Source organism: Aeromicrobium sp. PE09-221 (genome assembly GCF_002174305.1).
Taxonomy (GTDB): Bacteria; Actinomycetota; Actinomycetes; order Propionibacteriales; family Nocardioidaceae; genus Aeromicrobium.
Window position 1 is genome coordinate 183,423 of record NZ_MIJB01000002.1, and the last position, 16,013, is coordinate 199,435.

The 16,013-nt window shown below is 69.1% G+C and carries 16 protein-coding genes; 13 read left to right on the forward strand and 3 right to left on the reverse strand.

The features are described from left to right. The first annotated feature begins 2 nt into the window (after positions 1–2). The 8 genes from mtrA (at position 3) to secA (ending at position 10,414) form a co-directional block, all read left to right on the forward strand. Positions 3–719: an MtrAB system response regulator MtrA gene (gene mtrA, locus BHE97_RS01080; protein ID WP_087622157.1), complete on the forward strand. Its 717-nt coding sequence runs from the start codon at positions 3–5 to the stop codon at positions 717–719. Positions 720–722: 3 nt separating this feature from the next. Continuing rightward, on the forward strand, positions 723–2,261 hold the full coding sequence (mtrB, locus tag BHE97_RS01085; protein WP_087622158.1) for an MtrAB system histidine kinase MtrB: 1,539 nt from the start codon (positions 723–725) through the stop codon (positions 2,259–2,261). Then, entirely contained in the window at positions 2,258–3,937 is a 1,680-nt protein-coding gene (locus BHE97_RS01090; RefSeq protein ID WP_087622159.1) for an LpqB family beta-propeller domain-containing protein, read from the forward strand. Before mtrB ends, BHE97_RS01090 begins: the two co-directional genes overlap by 4 nt. A gap of 181 nt (positions 3,938–4,118) precedes the next feature. Beyond that, positions 4,119–4,811 carry a phosphoribosyltransferase family protein gene (locus BHE97_RS01095; RefSeq protein WP_170931182.1) on the forward strand — a complete coding sequence of 231 codons (693 nt, stop codon included), beginning with the start codon at positions 4,119–4,121 and terminating at the stop codon, positions 4,809–4,811. 49 nt (positions 4,812–4,860) lie between these two features. After that, complete coding sequence (raiA, locus tag BHE97_RS01100) at positions 4,861–5,490, forward strand: ribosome-associated translation inhibitor RaiA (RefSeq protein ID WP_087622161.1); 630 nt, start codon at positions 4,861–4,863, stop codon at positions 5,488–5,490. A gap of 63 nt (positions 5,491–5,553) precedes the next feature. Next, positions 5,554–6,237 (forward strand): response regulator transcription factor, encoded by a 684-nt coding sequence (locus tag BHE97_RS01105; RefSeq protein ID WP_236757468.1) that lies wholly within the window; start codon positions 5,554–5,556, stop codon positions 6,235–6,237. Positions 6,238–6,240: 3 nt separating this feature from the next. Continuing rightward, entirely contained in the window at positions 6,241–7,488 is a 1,248-nt protein-coding gene (locus BHE97_RS01110) for a crosslink repair DNA glycosylase YcaQ family protein (RefSeq protein WP_236757469.1), read from the forward strand. A gap of 184 nt (positions 7,489–7,672) precedes the next feature. Then, a complete protein-coding gene (gene secA / locus BHE97_RS01115) occupies positions 7,673–10,414 on the forward strand; it encodes a preprotein translocase subunit SecA (RefSeq protein WP_201791258.1) in 2,742 nt (913 codons plus the stop codon). 239 nt (positions 10,415–10,653) lie between these two features. Here the strand turns inward: secA and BHE97_RS01120 are convergent, their stop codons facing one another. Continuing rightward, the gene (locus BHE97_RS01120; protein ID WP_140399924.1) at positions 10,654–11,094 is read right to left on the reverse strand and encodes an Rv3235 family protein; all 441 of its coding nucleotides are present in this window, start codon (positions 11,092–11,094) and stop codon (positions 10,654–10,656) included. Further along, on the reverse strand, positions 11,094–11,654 hold the full coding sequence (locus tag BHE97_RS19970; protein WP_201791255.1) for a LysM peptidoglycan-binding domain-containing protein: 561 nt from the start codon (positions 11,652–11,654) through the stop codon (positions 11,094–11,096). The genes BHE97_RS01120 and BHE97_RS19970 overlap by 1 nt, the downstream gene beginning before the upstream one ends. Positions 11,655–11,739: 85 nt before the next feature. Here BHE97_RS19970 and BHE97_RS01130 point away from each other — a divergent pair, with 85 nt between their 5' ends. Continuing rightward, positions 11,740–12,225 carry a hypothetical protein gene (locus BHE97_RS01130; RefSeq protein WP_087622165.1) on the forward strand — a complete coding sequence of 162 codons (486 nt, stop codon included), beginning with the start codon at positions 11,740–11,742 and terminating at the stop codon, positions 12,223–12,225. Here BHE97_RS01130 and BHE97_RS01135 read toward each other — a convergent pair. Continuing rightward, positions 12,185–12,421: a helix-turn-helix domain-containing protein gene (locus tag BHE97_RS01135; RefSeq protein WP_087622191.1), complete on the reverse strand. Its 237-nt coding sequence runs from the start codon at positions 12,419–12,421 to the stop codon at positions 12,185–12,187. The genes BHE97_RS01130 and BHE97_RS01135 overlap by 41 nt on opposite strands. A 91-nt stretch (positions 12,422–12,512) precedes the next feature. Between BHE97_RS01135 and BHE97_RS01140 the strand changes: the two genes are divergently transcribed. From BHE97_RS01140 to BHE97_RS01155, 4 genes are read left to right on the forward strand one after another with little or no spacing between them, the layout of a single operon-like run. After that, positions 12,513–13,139 (forward strand): hypothetical protein, encoded by a 627-nt coding sequence (locus tag BHE97_RS01140; protein ID WP_236757470.1) that lies wholly within the window; start codon positions 12,513–12,515, stop codon positions 13,137–13,139. Continuing rightward, positions 13,136–14,251: a hypothetical protein gene (locus BHE97_RS01145; RefSeq protein WP_087622167.1), complete on the forward strand. Its 1,116-nt coding sequence runs from the start codon at positions 13,136–13,138 to the stop codon at positions 14,249–14,251. Before BHE97_RS01140 ends, BHE97_RS01145 begins: the two co-directional genes overlap by 4 nt. Before the next feature lie 43 nt (positions 14,252–14,294). Next, entirely contained in the window at positions 14,295–15,713 is a 1,419-nt protein-coding gene (locus BHE97_RS01150) for a wax ester/triacylglycerol synthase family O-acyltransferase (protein ID WP_087622192.1), read from the forward strand. Then, the gene (locus BHE97_RS01155; RefSeq protein WP_087622168.1) at positions 15,710–16,000 is read left to right on the forward strand and encodes a hypothetical protein; all 291 of its coding nucleotides are present in this window, start codon (positions 15,710–15,712) and stop codon (positions 15,998–16,000) included. Before BHE97_RS01150 ends, BHE97_RS01155 begins: the two co-directional genes overlap by 4 nt. The last annotated feature ends 13 nt before the right edge of the window (positions 16,001–16,013 follow it).

Genomic DNA, 16,013 nt, shown 5'->3' on the forward strand with positions numbered 1-16,013 from the left:
CGATGGCCACCTCGAGCGGGAGCTTCCGCCGGTCGAAGCGTGACCGGGTTCTCATCGTCGACGACGACCCTGCCCTGGCCGAGATGCTGGGCATCGTCCTCGACGGTGAGGGCCTCCGCTCGGAGGTCGTCTCGAGCGGCACCGAGGTCCTGACGGCCTTCGAGCGGTTCCGTCCCGATCTCGTGCTGCTCGATCTCATGCTCCCGGGCATGGACGGCATGCGCGTGTGCCAGCAGATCCGGCAGACCTCCGAGGTGCCGATCATCATGCTGACGGCCAAGGCCGACACCCCCGATGTCGTCGCAGGGCTCGAGGCCGGGGCCGATGACTACATCACCAAGCCCTTCCGCAATGTCGAGCTGGTCGCGCGCATCCGGGCCCGGCTCCGGCGTGTCGGCCCGGCCACACAGCCGATCGAATTCGGCGACATCCGCGTCGATCCCGTATCCCACCAGGCCACGCGGTCCGGCAAGCCGTTGCCGCTCACTCCCTTGGAGTTCGACCTGCTGGCGTGCCTGCTGAGCGACCCCTCGCAGGTCTTCACCCGAGAGGTGCTGCTGGAGCGGGTATGGGGATATCACCATCCCGGTGACACGAAACTCGTCAATGTCCACATGACCCGGCTGCGTTCCAAGATCGAGGATGATGCGGACAATCCCCGCATCATCCGGACGGTGCGCGGCGTCGGCTACCAGGCGATCGACCCGACCGAGGGGTAGAGCGTGGCTCCCCGCCCGCGGATCCTGGGGCTCTGGCGGCGATCGATCCGCTTCCGTGTGGTCGTCAGCACCCTGATCCTCACCTCGGCGATCGTCATCCTCACCGGATGGGCGCTGCTCGGCGCGATCGCCGAGGGTCTGGCGGAGAGCCGCAAGGACATCGCGGTCGCCGAAGCGCGGGCCGGATTCGACCTGGCGCAGTCCGAACTCGATGCCTCCGTCGACGCCGATGCCACAGCACAGTCGCAGACGCTCACCCAGCTGGTCGACGGGCTTGCCGCGACCCGCGGTGAGAGCCGCACCTACGAGCTGGTGCTCGAGGGCCCGCTGACCGCTGACGAACAGGATGCCCCGGTCAGGACATCGGGTGCCATCGCGCTGAGTGACCTGCCCGCGCCGCTCGTGGAGCGTGTCCGCTCTGCACCCGGGATGGCCTGGCAGTACGAGGAGCTGCCGCTGCTGGGCCAGGGACCGACGCCGACGGTCGTGGTCGGCAGCCAGCTGGCCGTTCCCGGTTCCGGCGACAGCTATGCGCTGTTCTACGTCTTCTCGATGCGCGAACAGCAGCAGACCCTCGGTCTGGTGGGTGGGGCGTTGCTCGCGGGCGGCAGCATCATGGTGCTCATGGTGGGCTTCGTCGCCTGGCTGGTAGCCCGCCAGGTGGTCGACCCGCTTCGGCTCGCCCGACGTACGGCCGAGCGATTCGCCGCCGGACACCTCGAACAGCGTATGCACGTGCACGGCAAGGACGACATCGCCCGTCTCACCAAGTCCTTCAACCAGATGGCCGAGAGCCTCCAGAGCCAGATCCGTCGTCTCGAGAACCTCTCGCGGGTCCAGCAGCGGTTCGTGTCCGACGTGTCGCACGAGTTGCGGACACCGCTCACCACCGTGCAGATGGCCGGCGACATCCTCTACAGCGCGCGCTGGCGCTTCGATGCCCAGAGCCGCCGATCCGCCGAGCTCCTGCACGCAGAGCTTGAACGATTCGAGTCCCTGCTATCGGACCTGCTCGATCTCAGCCGCTTCGACGCCGGGGCCGCGCAACTGGAGCTGAGCCGGGTGGATCTCAGCGATTTCGCCTGGACGGCGTCACAGGACGAGAGTTTCGCCCGCGCCGGCATCGCGGTGGCACCCCGTGGGCACGAGGTGCCCGCCCTCGTGCCGGCCGACCCCCGGCGGGTGGACCGCATCGTCCGCAATCTGGTGGCGAATGCGGTCAAGTACAGCGGTGCCGACCGGGTCGACATCATCGTCGCGCAGAACGACGATGTCGTCTCCCTGTCGGTCCGCGACAACGGCGTGGGCCTGGATCCGGAGGGTGTCCGCCGGGTCTTCGACCGTTTCTGGCGCGCCGACCCGGCGCGCGCCCAGGGCGGGACCGGTCTGGGGCTGGCGATCGCGCGTGAGGACGCCGCGTTGCACGGCGGAGTCCTCGAGGTGTGGTCGCAGCCCGGCGAAGGGGCGGAGTTCATCCTCACGCTGCCCAAGGAGGGCCGCATCGTCCGGGAGGCGGCGCTGACGTCGGTGTTCGACCGATGAGCCGGCGTCGACTGCTCGTGGCCGTCCTGCTGGGGATGGTCCTCACCGCTGGCTGCGCGGGCATCCCCAGGACCGGGCCGGTGCACGAGGTCGAAGGCGATCAGGGGCTCGGCGAGAGCACGGCCCGCTACATTCCGGCCGGACCCGCGCCGGGCGGAGATCCCGAGCAGATCGTCAGCGGCTACCTGGAGGCGATGCTCGCCTATCCGGTCAGCTATTCGACCGCGAGCGAGTTCCTGACCAGCGAGGCTGCCGAGAAATGGCGCCCGTCCGAGCGGACCGTCGTCTACGGTGAGCCGCGCCTCTCGCAGTCCCGCGCTGGACCGGCGGGCTCCGGCGTAGTCTCCTCCAGTTGGAAGAATGTCGCCGAGCTCGACCGGCGAGGGCATTTCTCGGCGGGAGAGGGGCGGGCCGACTTCGAGTGGCACCTGATCCTCGAGGAGGGGGAGTGGCGCATCACCGACCCACCCTCAGGAACTCTGGTGACCCAGCGCTACTTCGAGGACTACTTCCGGCCCTTTGACATCTACTTCCTGGATGCCTCGGGTACGCGCGTCGTGCCCGATCCGGTCTTCCGCGTGGTGGGCGATCAGCTGGCCACCGGCCTACTGACGAGCCTGGCGCAGGGGCCCGAGGACACCATCGCCGCGGAGGTCCAGTCGCGAGTCCCGGGTGTGGAACGTACGCGTCGATCGGTGCCGATCGACTCCGACCGGGTTGCCGAGGTGGAGTTCACGATCGGACTGCGGGATCTCTCGACGGAGGAACGTGCGCAGTTGGGCGCCCAGCTGGCGTGGACGTTGAGCGAGGCTCCCCGCGTCGGAGCCGTGCGCATCGTGGGCTCCGACGGTGCCCTGGCGATCGGTGGAGAGGTGAGGCAGTCCACGAGCGGGTTCGGAGGTTTCGCCCCGGCAGCGGGAGACGCGCGTGTCGCGGTCGTCGCCGACGGCCGCCTGCGTCGCGTGGATGCCGACTCCCAGCGGGCGATCGCAGGTGTGAGCGATATCGGCGAGGCGGTCGCGGTCGCTGCCACCAGCGAGCTCGCCGCGGTCGTCGATCCGGACCGGACGGCGATGCGGATCCTCGGCTCGGGCGAGCCACGGACGGTCGCCAGCGGTGAAGGGTTCCTGGCGCCGGTGGTCGACCGGGACGGCCGCGTCTGGGCCGCCGATGCGGCGGGTGTCAGGCTCGTGACCGGTGACGAGACCCAGGCGGTCGCGGCCCCTGGATGGCCCGCGGATGTGACCTCCTTCGCGGTGTCGCCCGACGGAGCGCGCTACGCTCTGACGGCCGGCACCGGCCAGGACGCTCGCATGCTGGTCGGCGCCGTGGTCGAGGACGGTGACACCACGAGGCTGGGTGCCCCGGAACCCGTGAGGATGGCCGAGGTCTCGCAGATGCGCTCGGTCCAGTGGGTCACCGGGACCCGGTTGGCGATGCTCGCCGACGGTACCGCGGGTGAGCAGGTCTACTCGGTGCGGATCGACGGATCCGGCCTGACGCCCTCGCTGCCGGGTCTGCCGACGCTGTTGCCGAGGATCGAGCCGGTGGCGCTCGCTACCTCCACCGACAGCGATCCGCGTGTGTACGTCCTCGATGAGGGCGGCGAGGTGAGGGTGCTGACGCCCCGTGGCTGGACGAAGGTTCCCATCGAGGATGTCGTCGCCATCGGCTGACGCACAGCCTTGGGCGGTGGGTGGGCGTCCGTTCTCGGTGTCGGCCGGTGGGTCAGCGCCCGTTCGCCGAAGTGGAATGGACGCTGAGGCACCGCCCGCGGGACGCCCCAGCGCGCTATCCTCTGCGAGTTGTCCACACGAGCCGGTCGACAGCGCGGCGAACTGTCCGGATGATGGCCAGATGCGTGTCGGATGGGGCGCGGCGTTGGCCGACCTGGTGATCGGCGCGGACTGCCCGGGGTGTGGACGAGTGACACTCGGCCTGTGCCCCACCTGTCGGCGCATGCTGCGTCCGCGACCTGCCGTCGTCCCGCTCGAGCCCGACGACCTGACCGTGATCGCCTCCGCCGCGTACAGCGGTACCGCCGAGCGCGTGGTACGGCGCTGGAAGGACCTCGGCCATGCGCAGACCGCGAGGTGGGCGGCGCACGCTCTCGCCGCCTCGGTCGCGTTCCACGGCGTCCAGGATCCTCTGCTGATACCGGTCCCCGCGACACGGCGCTCCCGACGGCGACGCGGTGGATGGCTCGTCTCCGAGCTGGCCACCGGCGCGACCTCGGTGCTCGCCGGCATCGGAGTGCGAGCGGAGGTCGCGCCGCTGGTCCGACTGGTTCGCCAACCGGCCGACCAACGCCGGCTCGGGGTCGTCGAGCGTGCCCGCAACACGCGGGGAGCCTTCGTGACGCGCTCCGCCCCGCGAGGGCGGGAGGTCCTGGTGGTCGACGATGTCGTCACGACGGGCTCGACCGTCCGAGCGGTCGCCGCAGCGCTCGAGCGTGCCGGAACCTCGGTGACGGGCGCAGCCGTGGTCGTGGCGACGCCGCCACCCCGTCCGGGACCTCTCCCACTGGTGGATGAGCCCGCGGACGGCTAACGTCGAGACAGGGCGAAGATGCTCGTCCGGTCCGAACGAGGAGGCTCCCATGGAAATCGTCGTCAAGGGTCGTAACAGCGAGATCTCGGATCGTTTCCGAGATCACGTGGCCGAGAAGCTCCACAGGATCGAGAAGTTCGACCCCCGGCAACGCATCACCCGCACCGAGGTGGTGGTGACCCACGAGAAGAACCCCCGCGACCCGGCGACGGCGGCCAAGGTCGAGATCTCGGTTCACTCGCGCGGCCCGATCGTCCGCGCTGAGGCGATCTCCGGCGACCAGCACTCGGCGCTCGACATGGCGATGGACCGGCTCGAACGGCAGGTGCGCAAGGCCGTGGACCGTCAGCGGGTCCACCGCGGTCAGCAGCGGCCCATCTCGCTGTCCGAGGCCACGGCCGAGATCCCGGATTCGTTGCTCGACGAGCTCGGTGGGGCTGACACCCCGGCCGGTGGCGACCCGAGCCCGATCGACGTCCAGGGCGACGGACCGCTCGTGGTCCGCGAGAAGACCCATGAGACGGCTCCCATGACCCTCGATCAGGCGCTCTACGAGATGGAGCTCGTCGGTCACGACTTCTACCTGTTCATGGAGAAGGACTCGATGCAGCCCTCGGTGGTCTACCGCCGGCGCGGCTACGACTACGGCGTCATCCACCTCGACGTCAACGAAAGCTGATGTGACGGGGGCCGATCGCGCGTCGGCCCCCGCATCACCCCGATGAAATGGCATGATGCGACTGTGAGCCAACCGACTGATGAGACGCCCTCGCGCTCGGATGCCATCCGGGTGCTGCTCGTCGACGACCAGGAACTGTTCCGTCGCGGCGTGACGATGGTCCTGAGCTCCGACGTGGATCTGGAGATCGAAGACGTCGATGATGGCGACGCGGCGCTCGAGCGGATCGCCGAGGAGCCCTTCGATGTCGTGCTGCTCGATGTCCGCATGCCCGGCCGCAGCGGTGTGGAGATCTGCGAGGCGATCAAGCAGATCGCGCCGTCGACCGGCATCATCATGCTCACCGCGAGCGACGAGGAGGCCGACCTCTACGAGTCGGTCAAGGCGGGCGCCTCCGGGTACCTGTTGAAGGACGGCTCGACCTACGAGCAGGTCGGCGAGGCCGTCCGTGTCGTGGCCAACGGCCAGTCGCTCATCAGCCCGAGCATGGCCACCAAGCTGCTCGAGGAGTTCGTGCACATGTCGCGCGGCGCCGCGCCGGCCACCACGCTCACCCCGCGCGAGCTGGAGGTGCTGCGGCTCGTCGCCCATGGCAAGAGCAACCGCGATATCGCTCAGGAGCTGTTCATCAGCGAGAACACCGTCAAGAACCACATCCGCAATATCTTGGAGAAGCTCCAGATGAAGTCGCGGATGGAGGCCGCGATGTTCGCGGTGCGTAGCAAGCTCATCGACGACGTCCTCTGACGCGTGGTTTCCCGTCCGCTGCCGGTGGCACAGGCGCGGAGGATCGCGCTGGCCGCCCAGGGCTTCACGACCACCCGTCCGTCCGGGCCGGTGACGATGCGGCACCTCACCGAGACCGTCCGTCGGCTCGGCTTCTTCCAGATCGACTCCGTCAACGTCCTGCAGCGCGCCCACTTCATGCCGCTGTACTCCCGTCGTGGTCCCTACGATGTCGGCCTGCTCGCCCGGGCCGCCGAACGGCGCCCCCGCCGGGTCTTCGAGTATTGGGCGCACGTCGCCACCTATGTCGATATCGATCTCTTCCCGGCGATGCGGCACCGCATGATCGAGCGACGCGGGATGTGGGGGTCGATGTCCCGGGTGGCCGAGGAGCAGCCTGAGCTGGTGGATCGCGTTCTCCGGGTCGTCGCCGAGAACGGGCCGATCACCGCGCGTGAGGCCGAGGCGCTGCTGCACGGTGCTGTCGACCGGGATCGTTCGCACTGGGGGTGGAACTGGTCGGAGACCAAGAAGGCACTGGAGTACCTCTTCTTCATCGGCGAGATCAGCGCTGCGCGCCGCAATTCGGCCTTCGAGCGCGTCTACGACCTCACTGAGCGGGTCATCCCGGCCGATATCTACGCGCGCCCGGCCCTCGACCACACGGACGCGCATCGCGAACTCGTCGAGCACGCGGCCCGTGCGCTCGGTGTCGCGACCGAGCCCTGTCTGCGGGACTACTTCCGGACGGCTCCGGGGCCGACCCAGCGCGCGGTCGCCGAGCTCGTCGAGGCTGGTCGGTTGACGCCCGTGACGGTGCGGGGCTGGGATCGTCCGGCCTATCTCCATGCCGAGGCACGCCGTCCGCGCCGTGTCGAGGCGCGGACGCTGCTGAGCCCCTTCGATCCGCTGGTCTTCGAGCGCACACGTGCCGAGCAGATCTTCGACTTCCGCTACCGCATCGAGATCTACGTGCCCGAGGCTAAACGCCAGTACGGGTACTACGTCCTGCCCTTTCTGCTCGGCGAGCGCATCGCCGGACGCGTCGACCTGAAGGCTGACCGTGCGGCAGGCGTGCTCGATGTGATCGGCGCGTGGGCCGAGCCGGATGCACCGGCCGATGTGGCGATCCAGCTGGCCGAGGAGCTGTGCACCCTGGCCGCCTGGCTCGGCCTGGAGGACATCCGCGCACCCCGGCGCGGAGACCTCGTCCGAGCGCTCACATCGGAGCTTCGTCGCCGAAGCGTTGGGCTCACCACCGTCGACCTCTAGTGTCCTGCGTCGGAAGTTTGTTGCCGAGAGGCGTCGCCTGAGGGGATGCTCCGCAAGGCGGCGGAGCGCTGGCAGGCTCGGACGCCTTTCGAGCGACGTCAACGCAGCGGAGCGCCGCTCAGAAGGCGGAAAGCGGTGATGAACTTTCGGCGCAGGGCACTAGGATGGCCAGGTGCCGAAGATCATCGACAAGATCCTCCGCGCGGGCGAAGGCAAGATCGTCCGCCGCCTGGAGGCCATCGCCCAGCAGGTCAACGCGATCGAGGACGACTTCTCCGCGATGACCGATGAGGAGCTCCGCGCGATGACCGCGGAGTTCCGCGAGCGGCTCGATGACGGGGAGACCCTCGACGATCTGCTGCCGGAAGCCTTCGCCACCGTGCGTGAGGCGTCCTCGCGGGTGCTCGGACAACGTCACTTCGATGTCCAGATCATGGGTGGCGCCGCGCTGCATCTCGGCAATATCGCGGAGATGAAGACCGGTGAGGGCAAGACCCTCGTCGCCACGCTGCCGTCCTATCTGAACGCGCTCTCCGGGGACGGCGTCCATGTCGTCACGGTCAACGACTACCTGGCGCGGTACCAGGCGGAGTGGATGGGCCGTATCTACCAGTTCCTCGGTCTCACGGTCGGCGTGATCGTCGCGGGGCAGACGCCCAGGGAGCGCAAGGAGCAGTACGCCGCGGACATCACCTACGGCACCAATAACGAGTTCGGCTTCGACTACCTGCGCGACAATATGGCCGATTCGCTGGAGAACTGCGTCCAGCGGGGTCACCATTTCGCGATCGTCGACGAGGTCGACTCGATCCTCATCGACGAGGCGCGCACGCCGCTCATCATCTCCGGCCCGACCGAGGACGAGGTCAAGTGGTACGCCGAGTTCGCCCGCCTCGTCGATGGCATGCGAGTCGACGAGCACTATGAAGTCGACGAGAAGAAGCGCACCGTCTCGGTGGGAGAGAAGGCCATCGACGTCGTCGAGGACAAGCTCGGCATCGACAATCTCTACGATGCGGTCAACACCCCGCTCATCAGCTTCCTGAACAATGCCATCAAGGCCAAGGAGCTATTCCGTCGCGACAAGGACTATGTGGTCATCGACGGTGAGGTGCTCATCGTCGACGAGCACACCGGCCGTCTGCTCGCCGGCCGCCGCTACAACGAGGGTCTGCACCAGGCCATCGAGGCCAAGGAGAATGTGCGGATCCGCGAGGAGTACCAGACCCTCGCCTCGATCACGCTGCAGAACTACTTCCGGCTCTACGACAAGCTGTCGGGCATGACCGGTACCGCCATGACGGAGGCTGCCGAGTTCGACAAGACCTATGGTCTCGGTGTCGTCCCGATCCGCACGAACAAGCCGGTGCGGCGCGAGGATCTGGCCGATCTGGTGTATCGCACCGAGGAGGCGAAGTTCAACGCGGTGGCCGAGGACATCGCCGAGCGTCACGCGGCCGGGCAGCCGGTGCTCGTCGGTACCACCAGCGTGGCCAAGAGCGAGCGTGTCGGCGCACTGTTGACCAAGCTCAACATCCCGCACAAGGTGCTCAACGCCAAGCACCACGAGAGCGAGGCCGCGGTGGTGGCCCAGGCCGGACACCGGGGCGCGGTGACTGTGGCCACGAATATGGCCGGACGCGGCACCGACATCATGTTGGGCGGCAATCCGGAGTTCCTCGCCGATCAGGCGCTGCGCAAGAAGGGCCTCGACCCACTGGAGGACTCCGAGGCGTACGAGGCCGAGTGGCCCGCCATGGTGGAGCACTTCGAGGCCGAGGTCGCCAAGGAGAAGGACGCGGTGCGCGAGGCGGGCGGTCTGGCCGTCATCGGCACCGAACGTCATGAGTCACGCCGCATCGACAACCAGCTGCGCGGCCGTTCGGGTCGTCAGGGCGATCCCGGTTCGACGCGGTTCTATCTCTCGCTCGAGGACGACCTGATGCGGCTGTTCAAGGCCGACTGGGTCAACTGGATCCTGCAGACCATGAAGATCCCCGATGACGTGCCGATCGAGAACAAGCGCGTCACCGGGGCGATCGCCTCGGCCCAGGCGCAGGTCGAGTCGCAGAACTTCGAGACCCGCAAGAACATCCTCAAATACGACGATGTCATGAGCCGCCAGCGCGAGGTCGTCTACGCCGAGCGCCGCCGTGTGCTCGAGGGCGAGGACCTGCAGGCGTGGATCGGCCAGATGGTCAGCGATGTGACCGCCGCCTATGTCGATGGTGCCACCGAGGGCCCGGTCGACGACTGGGACCTCGATCAGCTCACGACGGCTCTTAAGACCCTCTATCCGGTATCCATCGATCCGCACCGCCTGGCCGAGGAGGCCGGTGGCATCGAGAAGCTGGACCGGGAGACCCTCAAGGCCCGCGTGGCCGAGGACGCGCAGCGGGCCTATGCCGAGCGCGAGGCCGAGCTGGGCGAGAAGGTCATGCGCGAGCTCGAGCGGCGTGTCGTGCTCAGTGTGCTCGACCGCAAGTGGCGCGAGCACCTCTACGAGATGGACTACCTGCGTGAGGGCATCGGTCTGCGGGCGTACTCGCAGCGCGATCCGTTGATTGAGTACCAGCGCGAGGGCTTCGATCTGTTCAACGCCATGATGGACGGCATCGCCGAGGAGTCGGTGGGCTATCTGTTCAATGTCGACGTGCAGGTGCAGGCGCCGACCTCGGATTCGGATCGGTTGGCCCTGCAGGCGAAGGGGCTCGGTGTCCAGGCGGCGGCTCCGCAGCAGTTGCAGTACTCGGCTCCGGCGGAGGACGGCAGTGAGGTCGCGACCCGTGGTGGTACACCGGCCGAGGCCGAGGCGGCCGCTGTGGGCGATGAGGATGCCGAGGAGAAGGCCCGCCAGGTGAAGCAGAAGGCCAAGGCGCGCCAGAAGTCCAAGCAGCAGCGGCAGTCCCGCAAGCGCAACCGCTGACCCCTCCCGTCGGGGCGGTGGCTTACGCACCCCTCGACACCGAGAGCGGTGGCTTACGCACGTCTCGTGCGCGTTGAGAGGTGTGTATCGCACCGCCCGGGTTGGGCGGTGACTTGCGCACGTCTCGCCACTGAGAGCGGTGGCTTACGCACGTCTCGCCTTGCTGGGCGGTGGCTTACGCACCCCTTGCCGTCGGTGAGGGGTGCGTGAGCCACCGCTCCAAGGCGGACGCAGCCCTTCTAGGCCCAGGTGAGGGCGGTGCATCGCCAGATCGGCCCGTGCGGGGCGTCGCGATCGAGGTCCAGGCGGAGCGCCAGCGCGGTGGAGCGCCCGCCGTGCACCAGCCTGACCGCGATCTCGGCCGCCCGCCGATGGATCATCTCGACGTGGACGGAAGCGACTCGCACGCGGTGACGGCTGGGCGCCGCCCGCCGGCCGCGGAGGTGCAGCAGCAGCTGGTCGTAGACATCGGCGGCGAGCCACGGTCCCAGCTGGCGCGCGGGTCGATGTCCGTGCAGCACCTCGGCGACGGCTTGGGCGAAACGAGCGGCGCGCTGCCGCAGTTCCCCGCTGTCGCCACGCTCCACGATGACCGGCAGGACCGGTGGCGCCGGAGGGATGGGGAGCGCGATCTGTTCGAGCGGTTGAGGCCGTAGGTGCAGGGCGGTGGCTGTCAGCATCATCGGACCTCCGGGGCCCGGAGGACCTGTCCCGGCAGGATCAACCCGGGATCTTCGCCGATCACCCGCCGGTTCTCCTCGTGCCAGCGGTGCACGGCCTCGCCGACGACGCCGAGGTCCGCATCGTCGGGCAGACGGGCCGCCGCGATCGCCCAGAGCGTGTCACCGGGGGCCACCACGTGATCCGTCGCAGGGTCGGCGACCGGATCGCTCGTCCTGTGCTGTGCCTCGGTGACCTCTGCCCGGTTCGGCAGGGGAGCGCCGTCAAGGGGGTGGCCGCCCGCGACCGCTGCCGCAGTGACGCCTGTGCCGATGGTGAGGGCGAGAAGCCAGGCCGGTGCCAGCCGGCGCGCGGTCGCTAGATGGACCACGGCGACGAGGCCCACCAGACCGATCCAGGCGAGTAGAGCGCTGCCGAGGAGTGCTGCCGCCCAGGTCACGACGCCGGTCAGGTCGCCGTTGTGGATGGCCGCTGTGAGCCTGGACCACCATGCGGGCCAGTGCGGGAGCCCCGCTGCCGTTGTAAGGAGTGCGCCGAGCGTGAGCCACGGACGTCCCATGTCGATCCCCCGATCGCTAATGATGTCGTTTGATGACATTTGATGACGGATGAGGTCCTTCTGTCAAGGGCGCTACCCTGAGCCCATGCGATGGGACCGTCTGTTCGGCGAGGTGGAGGAGTCGGCCGCCGATGTGATGGCTGACGAGCGGGACACGCTCGCCGAGGAGCTCGGTGCCGAGGCGTGGGCCGAGATGTCGTGGACCGATCTGCTGGCGGGAGACGTGGTGCTCGCCCTCCAGGGCGGGGGTGAGGTCCGGGGCGCCGTGCTGTGGTCCTCGCCCGATCTCGTGATGGTGTCAGCCGGTGGTCGCGAGGTGGCGGTCGCGCGTGACGCGGTCATGACCGCCGTAGCCTCGGGACGAGGTGCCGCGACGGCGCGCCGGGTCGGCTGGCCCGCGGTCTTCCGGGCCGCGCGGGAGGACGCCGAGGATGTTCAGGTGGTACGACGCGACGGCGGCACGGTATCCGGGCCGGTCGTGGCCGTCGTCGCCGACGCCGTCGTGCTCGTCGAGGGCGGTCGTCGCAAGGTCATTCCCTGGACGGCGCTCGCGTCGGTGCGTCGTCACTGACCTGCTCGGCGCTGCGCTGGTACTGGCGGGCGATGTAGCGCTCGAGCTCCGCATCCTCGATGCGCCACACCCCGCGACCGCCGATCTGGATGCCGCGCAACTCCCCGCTGGACAGCAGCGACCGGACCTGGCGGATGCTGACATTCAGGACCTCGGCCACGTCGGGGATCGACAGGAAGCGCTGCTGCGAGGGCATGGCCGCATTGTTGCACGCGGCGCCCCATCCCACGTCCAGGGTGTGGATAGATGATCTGGACTATCTCGTCCTGATCGATTAGGAAGGTGCCATGAGCAGTCGGGGGACGCCGCGGATGGCGCGGCGGGTGACGGTACACAGGTGGCGGTCGCCTCGCCTGGTGACGGGCGTGGCGCTCGTCGCGGTGGCCACGGCCATCGGTGGTTGGACGGCGATGGCCGCGGACGACGGGGAGCGCTACTGGGTGGTGCGCGAGGAGGTCCGCGCGGGCGACCCCGTGGAGGTCGCGCAGTTGGCCACCACCAGCGCGCGACTCGACGGCGCCGCGGCGGCGACGGTCGTCCGCGCGGATGTCGCTGTGGACGAGTCGGCGGTCTGGGCACACGACCTCCCCGAGGGCGCGTTCGTCTCCGCCAGCTCCTGGGCCCCGTCGGCCGAGGCCGGACATGAGCTGCCGTTCCCGGTGGCCGACGGCGCCTTCCCTGCAGACCTCGGCCGGGGTGATCGCGTGGACATCTGGGCCGGGCCGGGACCACAGCAGGGCCAGGCCGCGGGTGAGGCGCAGCGCCTCATCGCCGCGGTTCCCGTGCGGGCCGTCACCCCGTCGGCGACGGGCGGCATGACGACCGTGGTGGTCGATCTGGGAGATCAGGTGCCCTCGGCGCAGGTCGTCGCGGCGCTGAGCTCGCACCATGTGACGGTGGTGCGGCGATCGTGATCGCGACCGCAGTCGCCGCGGGAGGGGCGTCGTGGGAGGGCGAGGTGCTCGACGAGGTCGAACGATCCGGCGCGCTGACCCTCGTCCGTCGATGCGTGGACGCAGCCGATCTCCTCGCGATCGCGAGTACGGGCCGGATCCAGGTGGCCCTCGTCGATCCCGCCCTCGGAGGTCTGGACCTCGATGTCGTGAGCCGTGTCCGCGCCGGCGGGGTGCGGATCGTGGCCGTGGGGACCCCGGCGCCCGAGCTGGGGCTCGTGAGCGCCGTCCAGATCGGGCAGGTGGAGGCTGCGGCCCAAGAGGCCGACCCGCACCGGCCGGATGTGCCGAGGTCCGGGCGGATCATCGCCGTCTGGGGACCGACAGGCGCCCCGGGGCGTACCAGCGTCGCGGTCGCGATGGCTGCCAGTCTCGCTCGTGACGCGCCGACCGTGCTCGTGGACGCCGACACGCACGGGGGCGCGGTCGGCCAGGCGCTCGGCCTGCTCGACGATGTCTCGGGCATCGTCGCCGCGTGCCGCGCTGCCAATAACGGGAGAGAGATCCCCGGGTCCGCGCTCCTGAGGGTCGGCGACCGATGGGATGTCGTGACCGGCGTCCCACGCCCGGAGGACATGTGGCACCTGGTACGGCCGGCCGCGCTCAGCGCGGTGCTCGATGCGCTCGCCGCGGACCACCAGTGGGTCGTCGTCGATGCGGGGTTCGGGCATGAGCCGCCGCTGGGGACCGGTCCGGCGCGCGATCAAGCCGCGGCGACGGTGCTGGAGGCCGCCGACGAGGTCGTCGTGGTGGGCCGCCCAGAGCCCCTCGGGCTCGCGCGACTTGTCCGCATCCTCGATACGGGCGCACCTTGGCGGGTCGAGCCGCATGTCATCGTCAATCTGTGCCGGGCCTCGCTCGGCTGGAGCGAGGAGGAGATCGCTGCGACGGTGCAGGAGATCTCCGGACACCGGGTGGAGGCGTTCCTGCCCGCTGACGCATCCGCACACGACCTGGCCGCGATCAGCGGACGTCCCCTTCGCGAGGTCGCCCCGACATCCTCATGGGTCTCGAGACTCGATCATTTCACCGGGCGTTTTCTCCGTGAACCGGCAGCGGCGCTCCGATCGTGACATCGTCGGTGGTATCTTCACTGCCACCCGATCAGGAAGTGACATGCAACGACTCAGCCCGCTCGATGCACTGTTCTTGCATCGCGACTCGCCGGACGCGCCGCGGCAGATCGCCTCGCTCGTCCTGTTGGAGCCGGGCCAGAGGCCGCTCGACTACGACTCCCTGGTGCGCATCATCACCGACCGTCTCGACCTGGTGCCGCGCTACCGTCAGCTGCCCCGTCAGATCCCCGGCGGCGTCGGTCTCCCTGTCTGGGTGGACGACGAGCATTTCGACATCACGCTGCATGTCCGCAGGTCGGCCCTGCCGCGGCCGGGGACCATGGACGCTCTGCATGAGCTGGTCGGTCGTCTCATCGCCCGGCGCCTCGACCAGGACCGGCCGTTGTGGGAGCTGTACCTCATCGAGGGTCTCGAGGACGGCAAGTCCGCGCTGCTGTTCAAGGCGCATCAGGCCCTCGTCGACGGGTCTCACACGGTCGACCTCGCCCAGGTGCTCCTGGAGGAGACAGACGAGATCCGCGATCTCCCGCATGAGGAGTGGGCCCCACGTCCCGCGCCCGCCGGCACCAAGCTGGCGTTGTCCTCCCTGCTCGGACAGGTGGAGCATCCACGGGCGCTCCTCGCCAATGCGACCTATCGCACCGAGCAGGTGCTGTCGGCGCTCCCCGTGCCGACCGGTGACGCGGGGGTGGTCGGCCCGCTCGCGGCACCTCTCAGCCGGCATCGGCGCTTCGCGACGGCATCGGCCTCCCTCGACGATCTGCGCCGGGTGCGCGACGAGCACGGCGGCACGGTCAACGACGTCATCCTCGCCGTGGTCGCGGGCGGTCTCCGCGGTTGGTTGCTGACCCGGGGCGAGCCGGTCTCAGCTGCCACGAGCTTCCGTGCGCTCGTCCCGATGTCGGTCAAGCTCAAGGGGGCCGAGGACGATTCGCTGCCGACCTCTCTCGGTTCACGGGTGCGCGGCAATCTGCTGTCCCTGCCGGTGGGGGAGACCAATGCCGTGGTGCGGCTGCACCAGGTGTCCTATGCGCTCAAGGGGCACCGCGAGACCGGCGACGCGGTCTCGGCGCAGACGCTGGCGGATCTGCCGGGCTTCGCGACGTCGACCTTCCATGCGGTGGGGGCGCGGGTCGCCGAGCATGAGGCATCGCGGCAATACCAGCTGGTCGTCACCAATGTGCCCGGTCCGCAGGAGCCGGTCTATATGGCCGGACAGCGCCTCGCGCAGGTGTTCCCGGCGATCCCGCTGACGGGGCGGCGGACGGTCGCCATCGGCATCACCACCTATCGTGGGCGCGCCTATGTCGGCATCGTCGGGGATCGTGAGGCGGTGCCCGATGTCGACGTGCTCGCACAGTGCATCGAGGAGGCGGTCGACGAGCTCATCGAGACCGTCTCGTCGCGCAGGCGCGCCCCGCGTGGACGCCAACGACCGCAACGGAGGGTCGGCGGATGAGGATCTACATCGGCACCGACGCCGCCGGACTCGAGAGCCTGCGCTCCGGCTCGCTGGAGGGGGCTCCGGTCTTGGCTGAGTCCGAGGACGAGCAGCACGAGTACGAGGCGATGCTCGCCGCCGCCGAGGACGGGCCGGTCGTGGTGGTCGCCGAGATCGACCACGATGAGCAGCCGGTGACCCCACGTGAGGTCGTATCCTTCCATACCGTTCTCGACGACTCCGGCGACCTCGCCTGGTTCGCCCCCGAGGAGATCGACACCGTGGTGGAGCTGCTGACCCGTTGAGTGTGACGTATGG

Bases quoted from the DNA above. Each gene is read 5' to 3' on its own strand.
- mtrA (WP_087622157.1), top strand. From the start codon at position 3: ATGGCCACCTCGAGCGGGAGCTTCCGCCGGTCGAAGCGTGACCGGGTT.
- BHE97_RS01090 (WP_087622159.1), top strand. From the start codon at position 2,258: ATGAGCCGGCGTCGACTGCTCGTGGCCGTCCTGCTGGGGATGGTCCTC.
- BHE97_RS01095 (WP_170931182.1), top strand. From the start codon at position 4,119: ATGCGTGTCGGATGGGGCGCGGCGTTGGCCGACCTGGTGATCGGCGCG.
- raiA (WP_087622161.1), top strand. From the start codon at position 4,861: ATGGAAATCGTCGTCAAGGGTCGTAACAGCGAGATCTCGGATCGTTTC.
- BHE97_RS01120 (WP_140399924.1), bottom strand. From the start codon at position 11,094: ATGCTGACAGCCACCGCCCTGCACCTACGGCCTCAACCGCTCGAACAG.
- BHE97_RS19970 (WP_201791255.1), bottom strand. From the start codon at position 11,654: ATGGGACGTCCGTGGCTCACGCTCGGCGCACTCCTTACAACGGCAGCG.
- BHE97_RS01130 (WP_087622165.1), top strand. From the start codon at position 11,740: ATGCGATGGGACCGTCTGTTCGGCGAGGTGGAGGAGTCGGCCGCCGAT.
- BHE97_RS01135 (WP_087622191.1), bottom strand. From the start codon at position 12,421: ATGCCCTCGCAGCAGCGCTTCCTGTCGATCCCCGACGTGGCCGAGGTC.
- BHE97_RS01140 (WP_236757470.1), top strand. From the start codon at position 12,513: ATGAGCAGTCGGGGGACGCCGCGGATGGCGCGGCGGGTGACGGTACAC.
- BHE97_RS01150 (WP_087622192.1), top strand. From the start codon at position 14,295: ATGCAACGACTCAGCCCGCTCGATGCACTGTTCTTGCATCGCGACTCG.
- BHE97_RS01155 (WP_087622168.1), top strand. From the start codon at position 15,710: ATGAGGATCTACATCGGCACCGACGCCGCCGGACTCGAGAGCCTGCGC.